Origin of the sequence: Proteiniborus sp. DW1 (assembly GCF_900095305.1) — a bacterium.
Taxonomy (GTDB): domain Bacteria; phylum Bacillota; class Clostridia; order Tissierellales; family Proteiniboraceae; genus Proteiniborus.
Map to the genome: position 1 here is coordinate 48,513 of NZ_FMDO01000005.1, position 22,731 is coordinate 71,243.

A 22,731-nucleotide genomic window follows, 5' to 3' on the forward strand; every position below is an offset into this window, starting at 1 on the left:
TTTTAGATGACTAAGCAGATGTCATCATGAACGATAGTGAAGGATCTGACTTGTTTAAGAGCTAAAATAATATGAGAGGAGAGATGTACGTGAATAGAGTTATAGTTATGGATCATCCATTGATTAAGCACAAACTAACATTTATAAGAGATAAAAATACTGGACCAAAAGAGTTTAGAGAATTGGTAAAAGAGGTTGCAATGCTTATGGCATATGAGGTTACTAGAGATTTACCTCTTGAGGATATTGAAATCGAGACTCCTCTTACGAAAACAACATCACAGGTAATAGCTGGTAAAAAACTTGGAATAGTACCTATATTGAGAGCGGGACTTGGAATGGTAGAAGGACTATTAAATTTATTGCCAGCGGCAAAGGTTGGACATATTGGACTTTATAGAGATCCAGAAACTCTACAGCCTGTAGAATACTACTGTAAGCTGCCATATGATGCAGTAGAAAGGGAGCTAATACTATTAGATCCAATGCTTGCAACAGGTGGTTCAGCAAGGGCAGCAATTACTTTCCTAAAGGATAGAGGGGTAACAAATATTAAGCTTATGTGCTTAATAGCTGCTCCTGAAGGAATAAAGGCTGTACACGAGGTACATCCTGATGTGGATATCTTTGTGGCAGGAGTAGATGAAAAATTAAATGACCATGCATATATTCTTCCAGGACTAGGAGATGCAGGAGATAGATTGTTTGGGACAAAATAAAGATGGGGGAACCCATCTTGTTTTTTTACGTCAAAGAAGTAATACAATTGGAAACTGATAATTATTAATTATTAAGGAGAATTATGAATTAAAGGTTTTAAGAATTGAAAATATTGTTATACTGAGATGTAGGAGGGCTGGTTTCCATGCCAACCCATTAGTTCTATTATTAAAAAGGGGGCAGTTACATGAGACCATCATGGGATGCTTATTTTATGGAGATAGTAAATGTAGTGAAAAAAAGATCAACCTGTATTAGACGACAGGTTGGGGCGCTTATAGTTTTAGATAAAAGGATTCTGTCAACAGGCTATAATGGAGCTCCTACAGGATTAAAGCACTGTTCAGAAGTAGGATGTTTAAGAGATAAACTTGGAGTGCCATCAGGTCAAAGACACGAGCTGTGTAGGGGACTACATGCTGAGCAAAATGCTATAGTACAGGCTGCAAATTCAGGTGTCAGCATAAAGGGTGGTACAATATATGTAACGAACCAACCATGTGTACTATGTGCAAAGATGATAATAAATGCGGGAATTATAAGAGTAGTCTTTAGTGGAGAATATCCTGATGAATTGTCTACAGAAATGCTCAAGGAAGCAGGGGTAGACCTAATAAAGATTGACTAATCTTGCTAATTAGAGTAAAATCAGAGTTAGGAAATATACTTATCAAGCAATATTTACCATAATTCAGCTTGGCAATATATCAAGCCTGATCCGAAAGAAGAGGAGTGTTAATTATGACTAATTATTATATAGTCTTTCTTATACCAATAATATTATCCTATCTACTTACACCATTGGCTAAATACACAGCAAAGAAAATTGGAGCCATTGATGTGCCTAAGGATGATAGAAGAGTTCACAATGTCCCCATACCTAGACTAGGTGGGCTTGCTATTTATTTAGCTACAATGATATCCATGCTTATTTTTTTAGATATTGATAAATCTATAATTTCTATTATGATAGGAAGTACCATAATCGTAATAACAGGAATAATAGATGATGTCAAACCTATGTCGGCAAGGTGGAAGCTAGTATTTCAGATAATAGCAGCAGCAGTTTTAATTATAGGAGATGTTAGAATAGAGTTTCTTGGGAACCCTTTTGTTAAAAATGGAATTATTGACTTAGGTATTTTCTCTATACCAGTAACTATTTTTTGGGTAGTTGGTATTACTAATACCCTAAACCTTATTGATGGTCTAGATGGACTTTCAGCAGGTGTAGGAGCTATAGCAGCTGTATCACTATTCTTTGTAGCAGCAAGTATAGATTATATTGATACTAGTATGGTTATGATAATGTGTGCAATTATAGCTGGTTCAGCCTTTGGATTTCTTCCGCATAACTTTAATCCAGCTAAGATATTTATGGGGGATACAGGAGCCTTATTTTTAGGATATATGCTTTCTGTAGTAGCTGTTGAAGGAGTTATGAAAAGTGTGGCAACCATAACTATAGTAGTGCCTATATTAGCTTTAGGTCTGCCAATATTTGATACTACATTTGCCATAGTCAGAAGACTTATTAACAAAAGACCCATATCAGAAGCAGACAAGGGCCATGTTCACCATAGACTATTGGATAAAGGACTTAGTCAAAAGCAAGCAGTTTTAATACTTTATATAGTAAGTGCTGTATTTGGTACATCAGCGGTACTTATGGCTGGACTAAGGCCTGAATATGGAGTAGTAGTTGTAGGTATAGTTCTGACACTGGTATTTTTAGGAGCTGTAAGATTTGGGATTATAGGAGTTGTTGATATCAAGAAGAAGAATAGAGAGAAAAGATAGGAGCATATAAACATGAAGAAAATAAAAGTTCTAACTGTTTTTGGGACAAGACCAGAGGCTACAAAAATGTGTGTAGTTGTAAAAAAACTAAATGCAAATCCTTTTATTGAGCATAAGCTTTGTGTAACAGCACAGCATAGAGAGATGCTGGACCAAGTTCTTAATATATTCGATGTAGTTCCTGATTATGACTTAAATATATTTGAAGCAGGGCAAAGTCTTAGTCAAATTACAACTAGAGCCTTAAATGGCCTTGAATCTGTAATAAAGGAGTTCAAACCTGACTTAATATTAGTTCAGGGAGATACTACTACAGTGTTTGCAGGCGCCTTAGCAGCTTTTTATAACAAGGTAAAGGTTGGACATGTAGAGGCAGGGCTTAGAAGCCACAATCTATATTCACCTTTTCCAGAAGAAGCTAATAGAATGCTTACAGGGATAGTTGCAGATTTTCATTTTTGTCCTACAGAGGAAAGTAAGCAAAATCTATTGAGAGAAGGCTATGACCCTAGTAAAATCTATGTGACAGGGAACACTGCTATAGATGCCTTATTAGAAACAGTATCTGACACCTATGTATTTGAAGATGAGTTTTTAAATAAATTAGATTATAAAAATAAAAAAATAATATATATGACTTGCCATAGAAGTGAAAACATAGGAAAACCTATGGAAGATATATTTACTGCTATGTCTCATATAATAGACAAAAATCAAGACGCAGAATTAGTTTTTCCAATGCACTTAAATCCAAAGGTAAGAGAAATCGCCTATAGGGTATTAAGGGATAAACCTAGGATACATCTTATGGAACCTTTAGACTATGAAGCATCAGTTAATATGCAGGCGAGATGTTATCTTGTAGTTACAGATTCTGGAGGATTGCAAGAAGAGGCGCCTACATTAGGTAAGCCTGTTCTAGTAGTTAGAAGAGAAACAGAAAGACCTGAAGGAATAAAAGCAGGTACAGCTAGGCTTATAGGTGTAGAATATGAAAATGTATTTAATCAGATAGATTTGCTTTTAAATAATAAGGAAGAATATAATAAAATGGCTAATGCAGTAAATCCATATGGAGATGGACATGCAGCTGAGAGAATAGTGGAAATCATAGTAAGGCAATTGAAAAGTGCTAACTACTAATCAAAGATTAATAATAGAAAATTAAGAGTTTTATTGAGACGGCCCCTGGTCGTCTTTTTGTTTAACATCATGTTAGTATGAACAAAGGGAAGGGGATCTCTTATACATTTGAACTTCTAATTTTAACTATTAATCTTTATTAATGTATAATCCTTAATTACAAATGGAAGGATTCCAGATATAAAATGTAGAATATATTATACACTATCTTTACAATAGTAGGTATTAGAGGGTGAGATTGTGGAGTCTAAAGATATCTTAAATAAAACCAAGGAAGAAGAAGCCATTCAGTATGAATTAAAAAAGCTAGCACAAAGCCTAGATGTCATGAAGGACATATTAGATCATGAGTATCAAGGTATGGTTCTTGTAGACACTGAGGGGAAAATTCTTAAATTTAACTATGAAAAGTTAATGGGTATAAAAGAAAAGGATGTAATAGGAAGGCATGTGGATGAAGTCATAGATAATACAAGGCTACCTATAGTCATTAAAACAGGAAAAAAAGAAATAAATGATATTCAAAAGATACAGGGCAAGGACATGATAGCTACTCGTATTCCTGTAGTAAAGGATGGAAAGGTAATAGGAGCAATAGGGAGTGTAGTTTTTAAGGATGTTAGGGAGCTTAAGCCTCTGATTCAAAGAATAGAAACATTTGAAAAGACCTTCAATAAATACAAAGGCGAAATTAAAAAGATGCACGAAGCTACTTATTCATTTGACCATATAATAACTCAGAGTAAAAGAATGAACCATCTTAAGGAAGTAGCTAAGAGAGCAGCTGAAAGCAATTCTACAGTATTGATTCAAGGAGAAAGTGGAACGGGTAAGGAATATTTTGCTCATGGAATTCATAAAGCCAGCCATCGAAGATATGGAGCCTTTGTACGGATAAATTGTGCAGCTATACCTAAGGAGCTTTTAGAGGCAGAGCTTTTTGGATATGAAGAGGGAGCTTTTACAGGAGCTAAAAAGGAAGGCAAGTTAGGAAAGCTGGAAATAGCCAATGGTGGTACAGTACTACTAGACGAAATAGGAACCATGCCACTTGAAATGCAAGCAAAGCTACTTAGGGTTTTAGAAGAAAGAGAATTTGAAAGGATAGGTGGTACAGAGAGAATAGGACTAGATATACGAGTGATAGCCTCAACAAATGAAGAATTAGAGGAAGCTATAGTTAAAGGAAAGTTTCGGCAAGACTTATATTATCGTCTTAATGTCATAAGAATAAATGTCCCACCTTTGAGAGAAAGGTTAGATGATATACCTCTTCTTACTAGACATATGATAAAAGATTTATCTAATAGAATTGGGGTAGATTCTAAAGAAATAGCTCCTGAAACTATGGATATTTTACAGAGCTATAGTTGGCCTGGTAATGTAAGGGAGCTTAGAAATGTATTAGAATCAGCTTTGAACCTTGTAAAAGGAAAAGTAATTTATCCTGAGCATTTGCCTGAACATATGGTACAACATTCATGTAAAGAGAAAATAAATGCAGAAGAAGGACTTTTACTTAAGGATATAGTAGCACAGGCTGAGATAAAAGCCATAAAAGAAGCACTCAGGAAAGCTAAAGGAAGCAGAACAGAGGCAGCAAAGATGCTAGGTATTCACAGAACAGCTTTGTACAAGAAGCTAGGTGCATATGGGTTGGACATTACAAAACTATAATTAAAAATTTATCATAATAAAAATTAAGAAATAAGAATTAACAAATGAAAAGCTATGGCAAACTATTGTTTGACTACTGCTAGGATAATCTTAAAACAAACAGTACTAATTTATTGAGGAAGCTACCAATAGATGTAGCCAGACTTCTACAAAGAATCTATTTTTGTAGAAGTCTGGCTACATCTATTTTTGTTGAATTATACCCTTTAAGTCAAAAGGAACCTGAAATATTGTAGATAATTTTCTACAATATTTAAATTTTCTGACAATTAACATTCGAATACAAATTTGCAGATTTGATTATGATATTGGAAATAAGCCATTTTTAATAAACATCAGATATTGGCACAGAGATTGCTATATAAAAAGATATAACACAATATAAAGGAGGGCTTTTCAATGAGAGAAGTAGTAATAGTTGGTGCAGCTAGAACACCAATAGGAAGCTTTGGAGGTGCATTTACTTCACTGTCAGCAATTGATTTAGGTGCAATAGCAGCTAAAGAAGCGATAAAAAGAGCAGGTATCAAGCCTGAAGACATTGATGAAGTCATCATTGGAAACGTTCTATCAGCAGGACTGGGACAAAATCCAGCAAGACAAGTAGCAATAGCTGCAGGGCTACCAGACACTACACCTGCAACTACAATAAACAAAGTATGTGGTTCAGGACTAAGATCAGTTAGTATGGCGGCTCAGTTTATTATGCTAGGAGACGCAGATGTAGTGTTAGCAGGAGGAACAGAAAGTATGTCAAACGCTCCTTATCTAATACCAAGTGCAAGATGGGGACATAGAATGGGAGACGGTAAGGTAGTAGACTACATGGTTCACGATGGATTAACTGATATATTTAACAATTATCACATGGGAATAACAGCAGAAAACATAGCTGAACAGTGGAAGCTAACAAGAGAAGAGCAAGATAATTTTGCATTAGAGAGTCAATTAAAAGCAGAAAAAGCACAAAAGGAAGGAAAATTTAAAGATGAAATAGTTCCAGTAGAAGTACCACAAAGAAAAGGTGATCCAATAATAGTAGCAGATGATGAATATCCAAAACATGGTACTACTATAGAAAAACTAGCAAAACTAAGACCAGCATTCAAAAAAGACGGAACAGTAACAGCTGGAAATGCATCAGGAATTAATGACGGAGCAGCAATGCTAATAATCATGTCAAAAGAAAAAGCAGATCAACTAGGACTAAAGCCATTAGCAAAGATAAAATCCTATGCATCAGCAGGAGTGGATCCAAAGATAATGGGATATGGACCTGTACCAGCAACTAGAAAAGCACTAGAGAGAGCAGGTTTAACAGTAGATGAACTAGATCTAGTAGAAGCAAACGAAGCATTTGCAGCACAATCACTATCAGTAGTAAAAGACTTAGGATTAAATCCTGAAAAAGTAAACGTAAATGGTGGAGCTATAGCTCTAGGTCATCCAATAGGTGCATCGGGAGCTAGAATCCTTATATCCTTAATCTATGAAATGGAAAGAAGAAATGCGAAAACAGGTCTTGCAACACTCTGTATAGGTGGAGGACAAGGAACAGCGGTTATAGTGGAGAGATAAGGCTAAAAGATAATTGAAAATAAAAGATTGAAAATTAGAAAAGATAGTGGAATTGAGAATAAAAGGTGAGATTTCTTACGTTTGTCCGGAATGACAATCAGTTTGTCATCCTGATTAGGAGAAGGTTCTTTCTTTTAGAATTATTATGATAACTTTATCGGAGGTGCAATATGAACAAAATCGTGTCCATGAATGAAGCTTTAGAGCATGTTAAAGACGGTATGACAGTAATAATAGGAGGATTTCTTGGAACAGGTAATCCTCACAAGATTATCGATGCTCTTCTAGAAAAAGGTGTTAAAGATCTTACTATTATTGCTAATGATACTGCATTCCCAGAGGTAGGCATAGGTAAATTAATAGTAAATAAAAGAGTTAAGAAAGCAATAGTATCTCACATAGGCACAAATCCAGAAACAGGAAATCAGATGAATGCAGGAGAATTAGAAGTAGACCTTGTACCACAGGGAACTCTCATAGAGCAAATTAGAGCAGGTGGAGCAGGTCTAGGAGGATTCTTAACACCTACAGGAATAGGTACAGTAGTAGAAGAAGGAAAAAGAAAAATTGAAGTAGATGGAAAAGAATATCTGCTAGAGAAACCATTAAAGGCAGATGTAGCATTGATATTTGGTTCTATCGTAGATAAGAAAGGAAATATCTTCTTCAATAAAGCTACAAGAAACTTCAACAAATTTGGTGCAACAGCTGCTGAAGTAGTAATAGTTGAAGCAGAAAAAATAGTAGAGGTTGGAGAAATAGATCCAAACGTAGTCGAGGTTCCAGGACTCTTCGTAGACTATATAGTTAGGGGGGATGAATAATGGATAAAAATATGATAAGAGAAATTATAGCTAAGAGAGTAGCAAAGGAGCTAAAAGACGGTGATGTTGTAAACCTTGGTATTGGCTTACCTACTCTTGTTGCTAACTATATTCCAGAAGATATAGATGTAACATTCCAATCAGAAAATGGCTTTGTAGGCTTAGGTCCAGCTCCTGAGCCAGGACAAGAAGACAAAGATCTTGTAAATGCAGGAGGACAACCTGTAACTATAAAACCAGGTGGAGCATTTTTCGATAGCTCAATGTCATTTGCAATAATTAGAGGAGGCCATGTAGATGCCACAGTGCTTGGTGCCCTTCAAGTAGACCAAAAAGGGAACTTAGCAAACTGGATGATTCCTGGTAAAATGGTGCCAGGAATGGGAGGAGCTATGGACCTAGTAGTTGGGGCAAAGAAAGTCATAGTGGCAATGGAGCATACAGCTAAAGGCAATCCAAAAATATTAAAAGAATGTACTCTTCCATTGACAGCGGCAGGAGAGGTTAATTTAATAGTCACAGAGATGGCAGTTATAGAAGTGACAGAAAAAGGATTAGTTCTTAAAGAATTAGGGCCAGAAGCAACAGTAGAAGATGTAATTGCAGCAACAGAAGCAGAACTAATTATCTCAGAGGACTTAAAAGTAATGAATATTTAAACCTCTAAGTGGGCAAGAGACATTTAAGTTCCTGATTATATTCCAGTCATACTGAGCGTTAGAGAAGAATCTCTCTATTAGATTCTTCGCAACGTTCAGTATGATAATTTCATTTACTATCTTGTCTCGAGCTTGCTATTAATAAAAAGAAGGAGAGATAGTATGTTCAAAAAAATTACAAATGGCTGCGTTGCACTTGTGCAGAGGTACCTTCCAGATCCGTTCTTATTTGCTGCAATTCTTACTATTCTTGTTTTTATCTTAGGTATTATCGCTACAGGTCAAGGACCACTACAAATGGTAGTGCACTGGGGTAACGGTTTTTGGAGTTTACTTCTATTTTCTATGCAAATGGCGCTTGTATTGGTTACAGGACACACACTAGCTAGTGCACCAGTAATTAAAAGAGGACTTTCTAAGTTAGCATCGTTCTGTAAAACTCCAGGTCAAGCAATACTTGCGGTTTCACTAGTTTCTGGTATTGCATGCTGGATTAACTGGGGATTTGGACTAGTTGTCGGGGCATTATATGCTAGAGAATTAGCAAGACAAGTAAAAGGCGTTGACTACAGACTTTTAATCGCGGCTGCTTATTCAGGCTTTTTAGTATGGCATGGTGGAATATCAGGTTCCATACCACTTTCACTAGCTACAGATGCACAAGAATTAGCAAAGGTTACTTCTGGTGCAGTTACAGAAATAATACCAACAACTCAAACAATATTTGCACCATTCAATTTAATCATTTCCGCTATTCTTATAATCACATTACCATTAATAAATAAAGCAATGCATCCAACTCCAGACAAGGTTTTTGCTGTAGACCCAGAGCTATTAACTGAACCTGAAGAGGAGACTGCTGTTGCAAAAGAAAACATGACTCCTGCAGAAAAAATGGAAAACAGCCCTGTTCTTTCGATGATAATAGGCTTACTTGGTCTTTCATATATTGTTTATCATTTTAGCACAAAAGGTTTTGACTTAAATCTAAATATAGTTAATTTAATATTCTTGACTCTAGGAATAATACTTCACATTACACCAAGAAGATACTTAAATGCATTAGGGGAGGCAGCTAAAGGAACTGGTGGTATTATACTGCAATTCCCATTCTATGCAGGTATAATGGGTATGATGACCGGTGGAAATGCAGAGGGTGTATCATTAGCAGGTCAAATGTCAGAAATGTTCGTAGCCATATCTACACCAAAAACATTCCCACTATTCTCATTTTGGAGTGCAGGATTAGTTAATTTCTTTGTACCTTCAGGTGGTGGGCAATGGACAGTACAAGCTCCTATTATGATGCCAGCAGGATTAGATATTGGAGTACCTGCAGCTAAGACTGCCATGTCCATAGCTTGGGGAGATGCGTGGACTAATATGATTCAGCCATTCTGGGCCCTTCCAGCACTAGGAATAGCTAAATTAGGTGCGAGAGATATTATGGGTTATTGCCTAATAGATTTAATTTATTCCGGACTAGTTATAAGTGCAGTTTTATTGATATTTTAAAAAGATATGGAATTAAAAAATCAGAGGGATTGATATGATACTTCCAAAGTAGACAGTCTAATTAAAAATTAGATTTTTTACTTGGAGGTATTTTTTTATGTTTGGCAAAAACCCTTGCAAAACCATATCAAAATATTATATAGTATCAAATATAGGACAAAATAATAACAGACTAAAATCTGGATTTTGTTACTTATTTAAAAATAGACAAGAATATGCGATTTGTAACTTTTTTATTAAAAGTGGGCAAATCTCCATATGAACTGGGGTGTTTAAAGTTGAAATCAAATGGAAACTCAAAAATTCTACAGAACCTAGTTCTCGTATCTCAAATAGGCATATCAATGCTAGTCCCTATACTAGGAGGGGGCTTATTAGGTACATTTATCGATAAAAAAATAGGTACAGGAATACTTTTTTTTATAATTTTTATTATCCTAGGAATAATCTCGGCATTTGTAACTTTGTTTAAAATTACAGTAGGAAGTAACAAAAGGAAGTGATATAATGAGAATGTTTGAAGGAAATTATCAGCAAAAAATAATAATAAGAGCATTAGTATTAGCACTGATAATTTCAGGAATAATTTTATTAATACTTCCAAATCCTAAACAATACATATATGGGTTAATTTTTAGTACATCAATAAATGTGTTGAATTTTAGACTTATGGGACTTACTTTTGAAAAAGCTGTCAATATGCCTAAAAATAGGGCTGTAGGATACGTAGTGATAAACTATTTTGTAAGATATATAATTTATGGAATAATGTTAACGATTTCTGCGATAGCAGATTATATAAGTTTATATACTGCAATTTTAGGTCTTTTTATGGTGAAAATTGTTATATTATCAAGTCCATTTTATGATATTATATTTAATAAGTCTAAAAAAGAAAATAAAGCTGGTCGCTAATATCCAGCTGATTCTTTGAAGATATAACTACTAACTACTTTTACATGAAAGGAGGTAAGAGACATGGCACCTGGGATTACGTTTACAGCCTTTGGGACACAAATCTATATACATGACAGTGTCGTAAATTCGTGGATTATAGTTATTTTGCTATCAATACTTTCTATTGTTGTAAGTAGAAAAATAAAAAAAGCAAGCATAGAAGAAAAACCTAGTGGACTATTACATGTTATGGAAATTTTTGTAGAAACTATTGAGTCTTTAGTTAAAACTACCATGGGTCCAACTAGAATAGGCTTTGCTCCTTTTATTGGAACACTAGCCTTATATTTAGCCTGTGCTAATCTATTTGGGCTATTAGGCTTCACACCGCCCACATCAGATTATAGTGTCACATTAGCATTAGCAATTATCACAACTGTATTGATTCATTTCTTTGGAATCAAGACAAAAGGAATAGGAAGCTATTTAAAAGGCTTCTTTGAACCTATCCCACTATTGTTTCCTATAAACCTATTAGGAGAGTTAGCAACACCAATTTCATTGTCTTTCCGTTTATTTGGAAACATTCTAAGTGGTGTTATCATTATGTCACTTGTCTACAGTGCTTTAAATAGCATATCAATGGTTATAACACCTTTTGTAGCACCAATTTTACATGCATATTTTGATTTATTCTCAGGTTTAATTCAAACATTTATATTTATTATGCTCACAATGGTAAACATATCTAGTAGTATGGCCGATGAGGAGCCTGAAGGAGCAACAAAATAGTTTCAAATAAAATTAATTATAAAAATATTTTGATATTTAAGGAGGAAATAAAATGATACAAGGAATTTCAAACGAAGCTTTTATATTAGGATGTTCAGCAATAGGAGCAGGCTTAGCACTTATAGCAGGTATAGGTCCTGGAGTTGGACAGGGATATGCTGCTGGTAAAGCTTGTGAGGCTGTTGGTAGACAACCAGAAGCTAAAGGAGACATTATCCAAACTATGCTTCTTGGTCAGGCAGTTGCAGAGACAACTGGTATCTACGGATTAGTTATCGGTATTATCCTACTATTCGTAAGACCACTAATGGGAGCACTATAGAAAATACAAAGAGGTGGGGAATAAAGCCCATCTCTTGTTTCTGCATTCATTGTTAAGACTAAAACATATGGAAAGCCATTTTATATACACTTCATAGCAAGGAAGGGAGGCTTAAAGCATGGATATTCAAATAAATGTATTACCAGATCTGGTCAATTTTTCGCTACAGATAGCAGCGACAATAGTACTATTTTTGGTAATGAGACATTTTTTATTTAAATCAGTTTCAGAATTCTTAGCTGCTAGAAAAGAAAGAATAGCGAAAGACATAGAAGAAGCTAAACTTCAAAGAGAAGAAGCTGAAAATCTAAGAAAAGAATATGAGGCTAGAATAGATGAAGCTAAAAATGAAGCGAGAGGCATAGTAGAATCTGCTAAGAAGAGAGGCGAAGAGCTTAAGGATCAAATCTTAGTGGAAGCAAAAACAGAGGCTAGTAATGTACTAGCTAAAGCAAGAAATGACATAGAAAGAGAAAAAGAAAAAACCATGGCTGAACTAAAGTCAGAGGTTGTTCAAATAGCTATGATGGCAGCAGAAAAAGTAGTTGAGAAAAGCTTAGATGAAAAGGCTCATAAAGATATGATTAAAAAGTTTGTTGATGAGGTAGGGGAAGCACAATGGCAGAATTAGTAGGAAAAAGGTATGCCGAAGCCCTATTTGAAGTTGCTCTTGAACTTAATAAACTTGAAGTATTTAAAGAAGAAATAAAAGCCATATCACAGGTGCTAAATAGCGAGCCTAAGCTAAAAACCATATTTGAGCACCCTAAGCTTTCAAAGGATGAAAAGAAAGACATTATAAACTCTATTTTTAAGGATAGAGTATCACAAGAGATTATAAATCTATGCTATATAGTTATAGATAAAGGTCGAGAGGCCTATTTAACTCAGATTAGTGAAGAGTACACAAAACTATCTAATGAGAGTCAAGGAATAGTAGAGGCCAAGGCTATTACTGCAATTCCTATGGATGAAGAAGAAATGAAGAAGCTGGAAAATCAACTATCTAAGAAATTAGACAAAAAGGTTCTTCTTTCAAATGAAATAGATAGCACCATAGTAGGTGGAGTTCTTGTAAAGATAGGAGATAAAATTATAGACGCAAGTATTAAGGGCAGATTTGAAAAGCTTTACAAGGACTTAAATACGCAAAGAGTAAGAATAGGATAGGGGTGAAGAACTAAATGAATCTAAGACCTGAAGAAATCAGCTCAATTATAAAAGAGCAGATTAAAAGATACGAGAAAGAAATAGATGTTGTAGATGTAGGCACAGTAATTCAAGTTGGGGATGCCATAGCAAGAATTCACGGCCTTGAAAACTGTATGGCAGGAGAGCTTTTAGAGTTCCCTGGTGAAGTATACGGTATGGCTCTTAACCTTGAGGAAGACAATGTAGGTTGCGTTCTTTTAGGTTCTGATGAAAATATAAAAGAAGGTGACACAGTTAAGAGAACTGGAAGAATAGTTGAAGTTCCAGTAGGAGATAGTCTAATAGGTAGGGTTGTAAATGCACTTGGTCAGCCAATAGACGGAAAGGGACCAATAAACACAGATAAATTTAGACCAGTTGAATCAAATGCACCTGGAGTTATTGAAAGAAAGTCAGTTTCTGTACCGCTTCAAACTGGTATCAAAGCTATAGACTCTATGATACCAATTGGAAGGGGGCAGAGAGAGCTTATAATAGGAGATAGACAGACTGGTAAAACAGCCTTAGCAATAGACACTATTATAAATCAAAAGGGACAAGATGTAATTTGTATATATGTAGCTATAGGACAGAAAAGATCTACAGTAGCTCAAATAGTTAACACTTTAGAATCAAAAGGAGCTATGGACTATTCAATCATAGTTTCAGCTACTGCCAGTGAACTAGCACCACTTCAATATATAGCACCTTATGCTGGTGTTGCTATGGCAGAAGAATTTATGTATAAGGGAAAAGACGTACTTATAATATATGATGACTTATCTAAGCACGCAGTTGCATATCGTGCGATGTCATTATTACTTAGGAGGCCACCAGGACGTGAGGCTTACCCTGGAGATGTATTCTATTTACACTCAAGGCTTCTTGAAAGAGCTGCAAGACTTGATGAAAAATACGGTGGAGGTTCTATAACTGCACTTCCAATAATAGAAACACTAGCAGGAGATATATCTGCCTATATACCAACAAATGTTATATCTATAACAGATGGACAGATATTCCTAGAGACAGAGCTTTTCTTCTCAGGACAAAGACCTGCAGTTAACTCAGGACTTTCTGTATCTCGTGTTGGTGGAGCTGCACAGATAAAAGCTATGAAGAAGGTGTCTGGAGGACTTAAGCTTGAACTAGCTCAGTATAGAGAGCTTTCAGCATTTGCTCAGTTTGGTTCAGATCTAGATAAAGAAACTGAGGAAAGATTGTCCCATGGTGAGAGAATTATGGAGATTCTTAAACAACCTCAATATAGTCCAATGCCTGTAGAAAAACAGGTGATGATACTTTATGCAGTTACTAATAAATATCTTTCAGATATTCCATTAGATAGAATAAGGAATTTTGAAAATGAATTCTTAGCCTTTATGGAAAGTAACTATCCACAAGTAGGTAAGGGAATTGTTGAGAAAAAAGAGCTAACAGAGGAAATAGAGAAAGAGCTAGTTAAAGGTATAGAGGAATTCAAGAAAAGCTTTATGTAGGGTTGATTTCTGTGAAGAGGCTGGTTTTGCCAGCCTGTATCCACGCCAGCCCATAGGGCGACCATTGGTCGTCCACCTGTGATTCAAAGAGAAGAGAGGTGATCACACATGGCTCAATCGATGAAGGATATCAAAAGAAGAATCAAAAGTGTTGGTGGTATTAAGCAGATAACAAAGGCAATGGAGCTTGTTTCATCAGCTAAGCTTAGAAAGGCTAGACAAAGACTTGAGATGAGTAGACCTTATTATCAAACACTAGTTAGAAGCATCCAAGAAATTCTTTCATCTACAACCGGAATAAAGCATCCCTTGCTTGAAAAGCGAGAAGTAAAGAATAAGGCTTTTATAGTCATAACTGGAGATAGGGGCTTAGCAGGTGGATATAATGGTAATGTTATAAGACTTGCGGAAAGCCTGATAGGCGACAAGGAGCGAGACGTTATATTAGCTGTTGGACAAAAGGGTAGAGACTACTTTAGAAGAAGAAAATATAATATAGCTGGAGAATTCCTAAATATTTCTGAAGAGCCACACTTTATAGATGCCAGCAGTATAGGTAGCCTTGCCATAGAGCTTTATGAAGAGGGTAAAGTAGATGAAGTAAATATTATATATAGTAGATTTAAAAGCGCAATGTCACAGGAACCAGCAGTGCTAAAGCTTTTACCTGCAGAAGGTATAGGAGAAGAAGAACAGGGTACGAAGACATTAGTAGAATATGAGCCTTCTCCAGAGGTAGTACTTGACTATTTAATTCCTAAATATATCCATAGTGCCATATATGGAGCTTTAATTGAGTCTTCTGCAAGTGAGCAAGGAGCTAGAAGAGTTGCCATGGAAGCAGCCACAGACAATGCAGAAGAGATGATAGAGAACTTAGAGCTAAGCTACAATAGAGCACGTCAAGCATCAATAACACAAGAAATATCAGAAATAGTAGGTGGAGCGGAAGCGCTTAAATAAATAATTGAAAATTTAAAATTTGATCTTGTAACCCTAAGTGTGACGAAGGGTATGTCCGTGAAGGATTTCGCATTTAATGCAATAAGCAAAGGAGTGAAATGAATGGCCGAAAAAAACGTAGGTAAAATAATTCAGATAATCGGACCTGTATTGGATATAAGATTTGACGAAGATAACTTGCCACGTATTCTCAACGCAATAAAGATAAAAGGAAACGGCGTTGAAGTAGTGGCAGAAGTAGCACAACACGTAGGCGACGATACTGTTAGATGTATTGCCATGTCTTCTACAGATGGCCTTGTAAGAGGTATGGATGCAATAGATACAGGAAACCCTATAACAGTTCCAGTAGGAAAAGAAACTTTAGGTAGACTATTTAATGTCCTTGGTGAAGCTATAGATAATGGCAAGCCAATAAAGGCTAAAGAAAACTTCCCGATTCACAGACCAGCACCATCTTTTGAAGAGCAGGAAACAGCAACTGAAATATTTGAAACAGGTATCAAGGTTATAGACCTTATAGCACCTTATGCTAAGGGGGGTAAAATAGGTCTTTTCGGAGGAGCAGGTGTTGGAAAGACAGTTCTTATTCAGGAGCTTATTAATAACATAGCAACAGAGCATGGAGGGCTTTCAGTATTTGCAGGAGTTGGTGAAAGAACTAGAGAGGGAAATGACCTTTATTATGAAATGAAGGAGTCAGGAGTTATTGACAAGACTTCACTAGTATTTGGTCAGATGAATGAGCCACCAGGAGCCAGAATGAGAGTTGCTTTAACTGGACTTACAATGGCAGAATATTTTAGAGATGTACAAGGACAGGACGTACTTCTATTTATAGATAACATATTTAGGTTTACACAAGCAGGGTCAGAGGTTTCAGCGCTACTTGGACGTATGCCAAGTGCAGTTGGATATCAGCCTACACTAGCTACAGAGATGGGAATACTACAAGAGAGAATTACATCAACTAAAAAGGGTTCTATTACATCAGTTCAGGCTGTTTATGTACCTGCTGACGACTTAACAGACCCTGCACCAGCGACTACATTTGCTCACTTAGATGCTACAACAGTTCTTTCTCGTGCTATATCAGAGCTAGGTATATACCCAGCAGTTGATCCATTAGATTCATCATCTAGAATTCTAGATCCATTAATAGTAGGAGAAGAACACTATAGAGTAGCTCGTCAAGTACAAGAGATACTACAAAGATACAAAGAGCTTCAAGATATTATAGCCATATTAGGTATGGATGAGCTATCTGATGATGATAAGATAACTGTTGCACGAGCAAGAAGAATTCAACGTTTCTTATCACAGCCATTTAACGTAGCAGAACAGTTTACAGGTATGCCAGGTAAATACGTACCTATTAGCGAAACTGTAAGAGGATTTAGGGAAATACTTGAAGGTAAGCATGATAATTTACCAGAGTCTGCATTCCTATTTGTTGGAACGATAGACGAAGCTGTTGAAAAAGCTAAGAAAATGGGATATTAGGAGGTGCTATAAATGGCAGGTTTTATGCTAGAAATAGTAACTCCTGATAGAAAGTTCTTTGAAGAAGAAGTAGACATGGTAATCGTAAGAGGTGTAGAAGGGGACCTAGGTATTTTAAAAGGTCGTGCACCATTAGTTACTCCTCTTGATATAGGAAAGATTAAGATAAAACAAGACGGCAAAATAAGAATAGCAGCCATTGCTGGAGGATATGTAGAGGTTGGCAATGAAAAGACAACTATAATCTCAGATGCAGCAGAATGGCCTGAAGAAATAGACATAGATAGAGCAAAGGGTGCAAAGCAAAGGGCTGAAGAAAGGCTAAAAAGAAGAGATAATATAGATGTTGCCAGGGCAGAGATTGCTCTTAGAAAGGCAGTAAATAGAATTAGAGTAGCTGAAGAAAAAGAATAAGTATAAAAAATTAGGTTCAAAACCTCAGAAAATCCTAACAGAGCAAATGGGGAGGTCCTATCCCCTTGCTCTTGACTTGGCGTTCTGTCAAGTCTACGGATTTTCTTTTATTTTTTTACCTCTACGTCAGCATTGCACTAAATATGCTTTTTCTAAATTCAGTTTGTTTCTTAAATAACTGTTTGAATATCTGATCCCTATTACTTTCAAGAATGTTCAAATATTTAAAATCACAGTATAATTTATGTCCAATTTTTAAAGTTTTTACTATTTTTCCTGGGACAATTATCTCTGTACTATCAGCAAAGTTGATTGTTATAGTATTTGCATTATCTAAGATGTTTTTATTTCTGAAATGATTTATATCTACATAAAAACTTAGGGAATCACCGCCTATTTTACTTATGGTAACTCCAGTAGATATTGAATTCTTAAATGTTAACTTTCCATTCAGATCCCATAATAAACTAAAATAACTAGATGATAATATAGGATTTAGATTTAATATATATATATTTCTATTTCCTATATATTTTATAGTTGCTTCAAATTCATATATTACTTTATCAGCTTCTGTATAGAAGGTAGCTTCAATTAGATCTGACATTTGAATTTTATTAGGACAAATAGAATCATCACAATCTATTTTAAACTTATAGCCTAAGTCAGTCTTTGCTAAAGTTCCTCAATTTTGTTAACTTGCTATAATTTTCTTAAAACTTTTATAATTTTTCTATGTATAAAATCCCCTACCAAATGTTAATACTTGAAATAGAGGGAAGGATGGTTACACGGCAAAAATGTTTTGTCCCCCTTTACATTTTTGCTTATTTGAGTCCTTTCCTCGATTTGTCTAGATAAGGGAAAATAGCTAAGCAGTAGTTGGATATTAGTTAAACAGTCGCTAAACTATTTCTACAATACGGCTAAGCTATAGTTATAATGGAGGGCAGAACATGAAAATTATAAAAAACTTTTTATTAATTGGGCTTATAGTAATACTGACATTTATTAATTCTACATATGCAGAAAAAGAAAATCTTAAGGATGAAGGACTATTAGTAAAAGTCTTTGAAGAAACAGGAGCAGATTTTTCTAGCCTTAACCTCAATTTTAATGGTATAATAAACGAAGTATATAAGGATGACCAGCACTTAAAAGTCATGATACAAGATATTTTAGGTAAACTAGACTTAACTGAGCTAGCAATAAATCCACATAATGGAGAAGAATACTTAAGTTCTCATACTGAAACCTTTAATAGCTCACATCTATTTGCATATGGGAAAGACAAAGATGATAATAACATAACAATAATACTGTATTCTTACTTGGATAAGGAAAAAAATAATGCAGAAACTAGTATTGTAGTAGATGTTTCAGTTTATGGAGATTATGATGAAACTGACAAGATTATAAAGAAAATTAATAGTTTGTATAAAAGTTACAACATCAAAGCAGAATTTACCTATTGCATTATTGGCACATTTGAGGGAGAATTGAATAAGAGTGATATGATTAAAAAAATAACAAAAGCGCTTTCTGTAGCAGATGGTTATAAGGTGGAAGGTTTGATAGAAGAAGATATTGTAAGTATCTCTGCTTATTCACCAAACTTAGATAAAATACTATATACAGGAAATAAAAAGATGAATTTAAACATTGCATTGAGCTATAATGAATATGAGGGGAAAACATATATAACTATGGGGTACCCGATTATTACAATAGGATACTAGAGAGACGATTAAAAATTAAAATCAAGAACTGTTATTCTAAGCGAAGGAACCAGTTTTAGAAAATAAGATTGAAAATTGAGAAATTGTCATCCTGAGCTACTAGTGAAGTATCTAATACTTAATATAGGATAGGGGTGTACTAGAAAGTTGCTCAGACAAAAGAACATAAAGGGAGGAACAGACAACGTGCCAAAGATAATTGTTGAAAAGAGCCCAGCTTTAAAAGGCTCAGTAAAGATTAGTGGGGCAAAAAATTCTACATTACCGATTATAGCGGCTTCACTTCTTTCTTCAGAGGTGTGTACTCTTGAAGATATACCAGCATTAGATGATGTAGATGTTATAAGTGAGGTACTTGCATCTTTAGGTGTAGACATAAATAGAGTCAGTAAAAACAGTCTAGAAATCAACTCTTCAAGGATTGCAAATATTGAAGCACCATATGAGTTAATGAGAAAAATGCGGGCTTCTTTTTTAGTAATGGGACCTTTATTGACCAGGATGGGTAGAGCGAGAGTATCTCTCCCAGGAGGTTGTGCAATAGGAACAAGACCTATAGACTTGCATTTAAAGGGGTTTAAGGCATTGGGAGCAAAGATAGATGTGGGTCATGGATATGTGGAGGCTAGTGCAGATAGACTTATAGGAGATAAAATATATCTTGACTTTCCAAGTGTAGGAGCTACAGAAAATATTATGATGGCAGCTACTCTGGCAGAGGGAGAGACCATAATAGAAAATGCTGCAATGGAGCCAGAAATAGTAGATCTAGCTAACTATCTTAATAAAATGGGAGCAGACATAAAAGGAGCAGGCACCAATAATATAAAAATTAAAGGTGTAAAAGAGCTAGGTAAGGTAAGGCACTCAGTGATTCCAGATAGAATTGAAGCAGGCACTTACATGGTAGCAGCAGCAATTACTGGAGGAGATGTTTTAATAGAAAATGTGATACCAAGTCATATTAAGCCTATAATAGCTAAGCTTATGGAAGCAGGAGTAAAAGTAGAAGAAGGAGAAGACAATGTTAGAGTAATTGCTAACAATGGTATTAAAGCAGTTGATGTAAAGACTCTTCCATATCCAGGATTTCCTACTGACATGCAGTCGCAATTTATGGCACTTATGAGTATAGCTGAAGGTACAAGTGTAATGATAGAGACAGTATTTGAAAATAGATATATGCATGTAGATGAACTAAAGAGAATGGGTGCAGATATAAAAATAGATGGAAGAAGCGCAATTATACAAGGTACTAATAGGATGATGGGAGCACCAGTAAAGGCTACAGACCTTAGGGCAGGTGCAGCACTTATATTAGCAGGATTAGTATCAGAAGGAGCCACAGAAATAAGCGATATATACCACATAGATAGAGGGTATACCGACATAGAACAAAAGCTTGCTAACTTAGGAGCCAAAATATATAGGAAAGAAGATTAAAAAACGAGGGCAACCTCGTTTTTTAATTCCCCTACTCTTCTACTATTGTTTGACTGCTGGAAAAGTTATTGGCTGATCTTGCACAAACTTTTAGGTTTTGGCAGGAATTTTCTTCACTTTGTAGAATAAGATTTAGTATGTGCAGTATAATATGCAAAAAATAAAATGCAAGAGGAGGATGTTAAATGAACTTAAAGAAAACAAGAATTCTAAGCCTATTAGTAATGCTTACGATGGTACTAGGGCTAGTATTTGCTCCAATAACAGGAGCGTATGCAGAGGAAGCAGAAAAAGTAACTGTGGACATCGTTTCTTTTAACGATTTTCATGGTAATGTAACAGATTTAGGTAAAGATATAGGTATGGCAAAAATGATAGCTTACTCTAAAACACTTTTAGAGCAAAACCCTAATACAATATTTGTATCTGCAGGAGATAGCTACCAAGGTACTGCTATGTCAAATTTAACTCATGGTAAGCCTGTAACTGCAATGATGAAGGCTATGGGTGTTGTAGCTTCGGCAGTAGGAAATCATGAGTTTGACTGGGGAGCAGAACTCATACCAGGTTGGGCAGAGGAAGGTGGATTTGATTTCCTAGCTGCTAATATTATAGACAAAACAACTGGAGAACCAGTAGAATGGGCAAAACCATACAAAATAGTTGAAGCAGGCGGAATTAAAATAGCTTTAATAGGTTTAGCACATCCGGAAACTACTACTCTAGCAAAAGCTGAGTATGTAGAAGGGTTTGAATTTACTGATCCTGTAGAAGCAGCTAAAACTTGGATTGAGTTCTTAGAAGCAGGTAAAGCAGAAGAAGGTATTCCAGATGTTATTATAGCACTTACACATCTTGATTCTGAACAAGATTCAGAAACTAAAGTAGTTAAGGGTAGTGTTGAAGAGATAGCATCAGTAGAAGGAATAGATGGTATTATTTCTGGACATAGTCACTTAATAGTAGCAGGAGAAATTAATGGTGTTCCAATAGCTCAGGGATACAAAAACGGTCGTGGATTAGCAATACTATCCATTGAACTAGGTGCAGATAACAAAGTAGTGAATATAGTAGCTAAGTATGATGATTTAGCAAGCAAAGCAGCTGAAATAGTCCCTGATCCAGAAGGACAAGAGTTATGGGACGCTTTTAATGATGAGTTATCTCCAATATTAGATGAAGTAATTGGTGAAGCAGCTGGTGATTTTACTCATAATAGTAGAGAAGAAAACGTTACACTGCTAGGAAGATGGTCTTCAGAGGTTATGAAAGAAAAGGCTGGAGTTCAAGTAGCTATCCAAAATGGTGGAGGACTTAGAGAAAGTCTAGAAAAAGGTAGCATTACAATGGGGGATATGTATGCAATAATGCCTTTTGACAATCAACTAGTAACTATGGAGTTAAAAGGTTCTGATCTAAAAAAAGCTATTGACCATGGAATAAACCATCCAGATCGTGGGAATGGACAATTTGCAGGACTTATAGTAGAATTTGATAAGAATGCAGAACATGGAAACAGAGTTACCAAAATTACTCTTGAAGATGGTACACCAATAGATATGGAAGAATATTATACTGTTACAACTAATGACTTTCTTATTACAGGTGGAGATGGATATGACTTCTCAAATGCAAGAAATGTAGTAGACACATACATACCAATTAGAGATGTACTAGTAGAAGCTATAAAAGAAGCTAAAGTAATCACACCAGTACCAGTAGACTATTTAATAGAAGCAGAAGTAAAAGTAGAAGAAAAACCAGTAATAGAAGAGCCAGCTATAGAACAACCAGTAGTTGAAGAACCAAAAGCAGAGGAACTAAAAGTAGAAGAACCAGTAGCAGAAGAACCAGCGGCAGCTACTACACAAACATATGTAGTAAAAGCAGGAGATGTTTTATGGAGAATAGCAAGACAATTCGGAACAACTTGGGAAAAACTAGCTGAATTCAATAGCTTAAAAAATCCACATCTAATATTCCCAGGACAAAAAATACTAATACCAGCGAACTAATTTTGAAGGAACGACTATTTTGGTCGTTCCTTTTAAT

At 35.5% G+C, this 22,731-nt stretch carries 23 protein-coding genes; 22 read left to right on the forward strand and 1 reads right to left on the reverse strand.

The genetic code is table 11. The annotated features are described in order from the left end of the window. Window positions 1–89 precede the first annotated feature (89 nt). The 19 genes from upp to DW1_RS01225 all read left to right on the forward strand — a co-directional run bounded on the left by upp (window position 90) and on the right by DW1_RS01225 (window position 17,497). Window positions 90–719 (forward strand): uracil phosphoribosyltransferase, encoded by a 630-nt coding sequence (gene upp / locus DW1_RS01135; protein WP_074348769.1) that lies wholly within the window; start codon window positions 90–92, stop codon window positions 717–719. 188 nt (window positions 720–907) lie between these two features. Beyond that, window positions 908–1,348, forward strand: a complete 441-nt coding sequence (locus DW1_RS01140; RefSeq protein WP_074348771.1) for a deoxycytidylate deaminase — start codon at window positions 908–910, stop codon at window positions 1,346–1,348. 113 nt (window positions 1,349–1,461) lie between these two features. Next, window positions 1,462–2,520: an MraY family glycosyltransferase gene (locus tag DW1_RS01145; RefSeq protein WP_074348772.1), complete on the forward strand. Its 1,059-nt coding sequence runs from the start codon at window positions 1,462–1,464 to the stop codon at window positions 2,518–2,520. 12 nt (window positions 2,521–2,532) lie between these two features. Then, window positions 2,533–3,663 (forward strand): non-hydrolyzing UDP-N-acetylglucosamine 2-epimerase, encoded by a 1,131-nt coding sequence (wecB, locus tag DW1_RS01150; RefSeq protein WP_200800449.1) that lies wholly within the window; start codon window positions 2,533–2,535, stop codon window positions 3,661–3,663. 240 nt (window positions 3,664–3,903) lie between these two features. After that, window positions 3,904–5,340, forward strand: coding sequence for a sigma-54 interaction domain-containing protein (locus DW1_RS01155; protein ID WP_242942414.1), 1,437 nt, complete (start codon window positions 3,904–3,906; stop codon window positions 5,338–5,340). A gap of 399 nt (window positions 5,341–5,739) precedes the next feature. Continuing rightward, the gene (locus DW1_RS01160; RefSeq protein ID WP_074348774.1) at window positions 5,740–6,918 is read left to right on the forward strand and encodes an acetyl-CoA C-acetyltransferase; all 1,179 of its coding nucleotides are present in this window, start codon (window positions 5,740–5,742) and stop codon (window positions 6,916–6,918) included. A 170-nt stretch (window positions 6,919–7,088) separates the two neighbouring features. Continuing rightward, complete coding sequence (locus tag DW1_RS01165; protein WP_074348775.1) at window positions 7,089–7,742, forward strand: CoA transferase subunit A; 654 nt, start codon at window positions 7,089–7,091, stop codon at window positions 7,740–7,742. Continuing rightward, a complete protein-coding gene (locus tag DW1_RS01170) occupies window positions 7,742–8,401 on the forward strand; it encodes a CoA transferase subunit B (protein ID WP_074348777.1) in 660 nt (219 codons plus the stop codon). The genes DW1_RS01165 and DW1_RS01170 overlap by 1 nt, the downstream gene beginning before the upstream one ends. A gap of 162 nt (window positions 8,402–8,563) precedes the next feature. Then, window positions 8,564–9,916 (forward strand): short-chain fatty acid transporter, encoded by a 1,353-nt coding sequence (locus DW1_RS01175; protein ID WP_074348779.1) that lies wholly within the window; start codon window positions 8,564–8,566, stop codon window positions 9,914–9,916. A gap of 278 nt (window positions 9,917–10,194) precedes the next feature. Beyond that, the gene (locus DW1_RS01180) at window positions 10,195–10,419 is read left to right on the forward strand and encodes an AtpZ/AtpI family protein (RefSeq protein WP_074348780.1); all 225 of its coding nucleotides are present in this window, start codon (window positions 10,195–10,197) and stop codon (window positions 10,417–10,419) included. Between the two features lie 4 nt (window positions 10,420–10,423). Then, entirely contained in the window at window positions 10,424–10,831 is a 408-nt protein-coding gene (locus DW1_RS01185) for an ATP synthase subunit I (RefSeq protein ID WP_074348782.1), read from the forward strand. Window positions 10,832–10,894: 63 nt separating this feature from the next. Then, window positions 10,895–11,605, forward strand: a complete 711-nt coding sequence (gene atpB, locus DW1_RS01190; RefSeq protein WP_074348783.1) for a F0F1 ATP synthase subunit A — start codon at window positions 10,895–10,897, stop codon at window positions 11,603–11,605. Between the two features lie 52 nt (window positions 11,606–11,657). Further along, a complete protein-coding gene (gene atpE, locus DW1_RS01195; protein WP_074348785.1) occupies window positions 11,658–11,927 on the forward strand; it encodes an ATP synthase F0 subunit C in 270 nt (89 codons plus the stop codon). 118 nt (window positions 11,928–12,045) lie between these two features. Further along, window positions 12,046–12,558, forward strand: a complete 513-nt coding sequence (gene atpF, locus DW1_RS01200; RefSeq protein WP_083605450.1) for a F0F1 ATP synthase subunit B — start codon at window positions 12,046–12,048, stop codon at window positions 12,556–12,558. Beyond that, on the forward strand, window positions 12,546–13,097 hold the full coding sequence (locus DW1_RS01205) for a F0F1 ATP synthase subunit delta (protein ID WP_074348786.1): 552 nt from the start codon (window positions 12,546–12,548) through the stop codon (window positions 13,095–13,097). Before atpF ends, DW1_RS01205 begins: the two co-directional genes overlap by 13 nt. Window positions 13,098–13,111: 14 nt before the next feature. Beyond that, window positions 13,112–14,617, forward strand: a complete 1,506-nt coding sequence (atpA, locus tag DW1_RS01210; RefSeq protein ID WP_074348787.1) for a F0F1 ATP synthase subunit alpha — start codon at window positions 13,112–13,114, stop codon at window positions 14,615–14,617. 120 nt (window positions 14,618–14,737) lie between these two features. After that, the gene (gene atpG / locus DW1_RS01215; RefSeq protein WP_347499692.1) at window positions 14,738–15,580 is read left to right on the forward strand and encodes an ATP synthase F1 subunit gamma; all 843 of its coding nucleotides are present in this window, start codon (window positions 14,738–14,740) and stop codon (window positions 15,578–15,580) included. A gap of 102 nt (window positions 15,581–15,682) precedes the next feature. Then, the gene (gene atpD, locus DW1_RS01220) at window positions 15,683–17,083 is read left to right on the forward strand and encodes a F0F1 ATP synthase subunit beta (protein ID WP_074348789.1); all 1,401 of its coding nucleotides are present in this window, start codon (window positions 15,683–15,685) and stop codon (window positions 17,081–17,083) included. A 12-nt stretch (window positions 17,084–17,095) separates the two neighbouring features. Further along, complete coding sequence (locus DW1_RS01225; RefSeq protein ID WP_074348790.1) at window positions 17,096–17,497, forward strand: F0F1 ATP synthase subunit epsilon; 402 nt, start codon at window positions 17,096–17,098, stop codon at window positions 17,495–17,497. 121 nt (window positions 17,498–17,618) lie between these two features. Here the strand turns inward: DW1_RS01225 and DW1_RS01230 are convergent, their stop codons facing one another. Beyond that, the gene (locus DW1_RS01230) at window positions 17,619–18,104 is read right to left on the reverse strand and encodes a hypothetical protein (protein WP_074348791.1); all 486 of its coding nucleotides are present in this window, start codon (window positions 18,102–18,104) and stop codon (window positions 17,619–17,621) included. Between the two features lie 349 nt (window positions 18,105–18,453). On the opposite strand from DW1_RS01230, the gene DW1_RS01235 reads away from it, so the two are divergent. The 3 genes from DW1_RS01235 (at window position 18,454) to DW1_RS01245 (ending at window position 22,694) form a co-directional block, all read left to right on the forward strand. After that, window positions 18,454–19,236 (forward strand): YwmB family TATA-box binding protein, encoded by a 783-nt coding sequence (locus DW1_RS01235; RefSeq protein ID WP_074348792.1) that lies wholly within the window; start codon window positions 18,454–18,456, stop codon window positions 19,234–19,236. A 186-nt stretch (window positions 19,237–19,422) separates the two neighbouring features. Beyond that, entirely contained in the window at window positions 19,423–20,679 is a 1,257-nt protein-coding gene (murA, locus tag DW1_RS01240; RefSeq protein ID WP_074348794.1) for a UDP-N-acetylglucosamine 1-carboxyvinyltransferase, read from the forward strand. 185 nt (window positions 20,680–20,864) lie between these two features. After that, the gene (locus DW1_RS01245; protein ID WP_074348795.1) at window positions 20,865–22,694 is read left to right on the forward strand and encodes a 5'-nucleotidase C-terminal domain-containing protein; all 1,830 of its coding nucleotides are present in this window, start codon (window positions 20,865–20,867) and stop codon (window positions 22,692–22,694) included. Window positions 22,695–22,731: the final 37 nt, after the last annotated feature.

What these genes read in the sequence shown, in the direction of transcription:
- atpE (WP_074348785.1), top strand. Translation starts at nt 11,658, where the DNA reads ATGATACAAGGAATTTCAAACGAAGCTTTTATATTAGGATGTTCAGCA.
- DW1_RS01170 (WP_074348777.1), top strand. Translation starts at nt 7,742, where the DNA reads ATGGATAAAAATATGATAAGAGAAATTATAGCTAAGAGAGTAGCAAAG.
- atpF (WP_083605450.1), top strand. Translation starts at nt 12,046, where the DNA reads ATGGATATTCAAATAAATGTATTACCAGATCTGGTCAATTTTTCGCTA.
- wecB (WP_200800449.1), top strand. Translation starts at nt 2,533, where the DNA reads ATGAAGAAAATAAAAGTTCTAACTGTTTTTGGGACAAGACCAGAGGCT.
- DW1_RS01145 (WP_074348772.1), top strand. Translation starts at nt 1,462, where the DNA reads ATGACTAATTATTATATAGTCTTTCTTATACCAATAATATTATCCTAT.
- atpG (WP_347499692.1), top strand. Translation starts at nt 14,738, where the DNA reads ATGAAGGATATCAAAAGAAGAATCAAAAGTGTTGGTGGTATTAAGCAG.
- atpB (WP_074348783.1), top strand. Translation starts at nt 10,895, where the DNA reads ATGGCACCTGGGATTACGTTTACAGCCTTTGGGACACAAATCTATATA.
- DW1_RS01175 (WP_074348779.1), top strand. Translation starts at nt 8,564, where the DNA reads ATGTTCAAAAAAATTACAAATGGCTGCGTTGCACTTGTGCAGAGGTAC.
- DW1_RS01230 (WP_074348791.1), bottom strand. Translation starts at nt 18,104, where the DNA reads ATGTCAGATCTAATTGAAGCTACCTTCTATACAGAAGCTGATAAAGTA.
- DW1_RS01160 (WP_074348774.1), top strand. Translation starts at nt 5,740, where the DNA reads ATGAGAGAAGTAGTAATAGTTGGTGCAGCTAGAACACCAATAGGAAGC.
- DW1_RS01235 (WP_074348792.1), top strand. Translation starts at nt 18,454, where the DNA reads ATGAAAATTATAAAAAACTTTTTATTAATTGGGCTTATAGTAATACTG.
- DW1_RS01185 (WP_074348782.1), top strand. Translation starts at nt 10,424, where the DNA reads ATGAGAATGTTTGAAGGAAATTATCAGCAAAAAATAATAATAAGAGCA.
- DW1_RS01245 (WP_074348795.1), top strand. Translation starts at nt 20,865, where the DNA reads ATGAACTTAAAGAAAACAAGAATTCTAAGCCTATTAGTAATGCTTACG.
- DW1_RS01225 (WP_074348790.1), top strand. Translation starts at nt 17,096, where the DNA reads ATGGCAGGTTTTATGCTAGAAATAGTAACTCCTGATAGAAAGTTCTTT.
- atpD (WP_074348789.1), top strand. Translation starts at nt 15,683, where the DNA reads ATGGCCGAAAAAAACGTAGGTAAAATAATTCAGATAATCGGACCTGTA.
- atpA (WP_074348787.1), top strand. Translation starts at nt 13,112, where the DNA reads ATGAATCTAAGACCTGAAGAAATCAGCTCAATTATAAAAGAGCAGATT.
- DW1_RS01140 (WP_074348771.1), top strand. Translation starts at nt 908, where the DNA reads ATGAGACCATCATGGGATGCTTATTTTATGGAGATAGTAAATGTAGTG.
- DW1_RS01165 (WP_074348775.1), top strand. Translation starts at nt 7,089, where the DNA reads ATGAACAAAATCGTGTCCATGAATGAAGCTTTAGAGCATGTTAAAGAC.
- DW1_RS01205 (WP_074348786.1), top strand. Translation starts at nt 12,546, where the DNA reads ATGGCAGAATTAGTAGGAAAAAGGTATGCCGAAGCCCTATTTGAAGTT.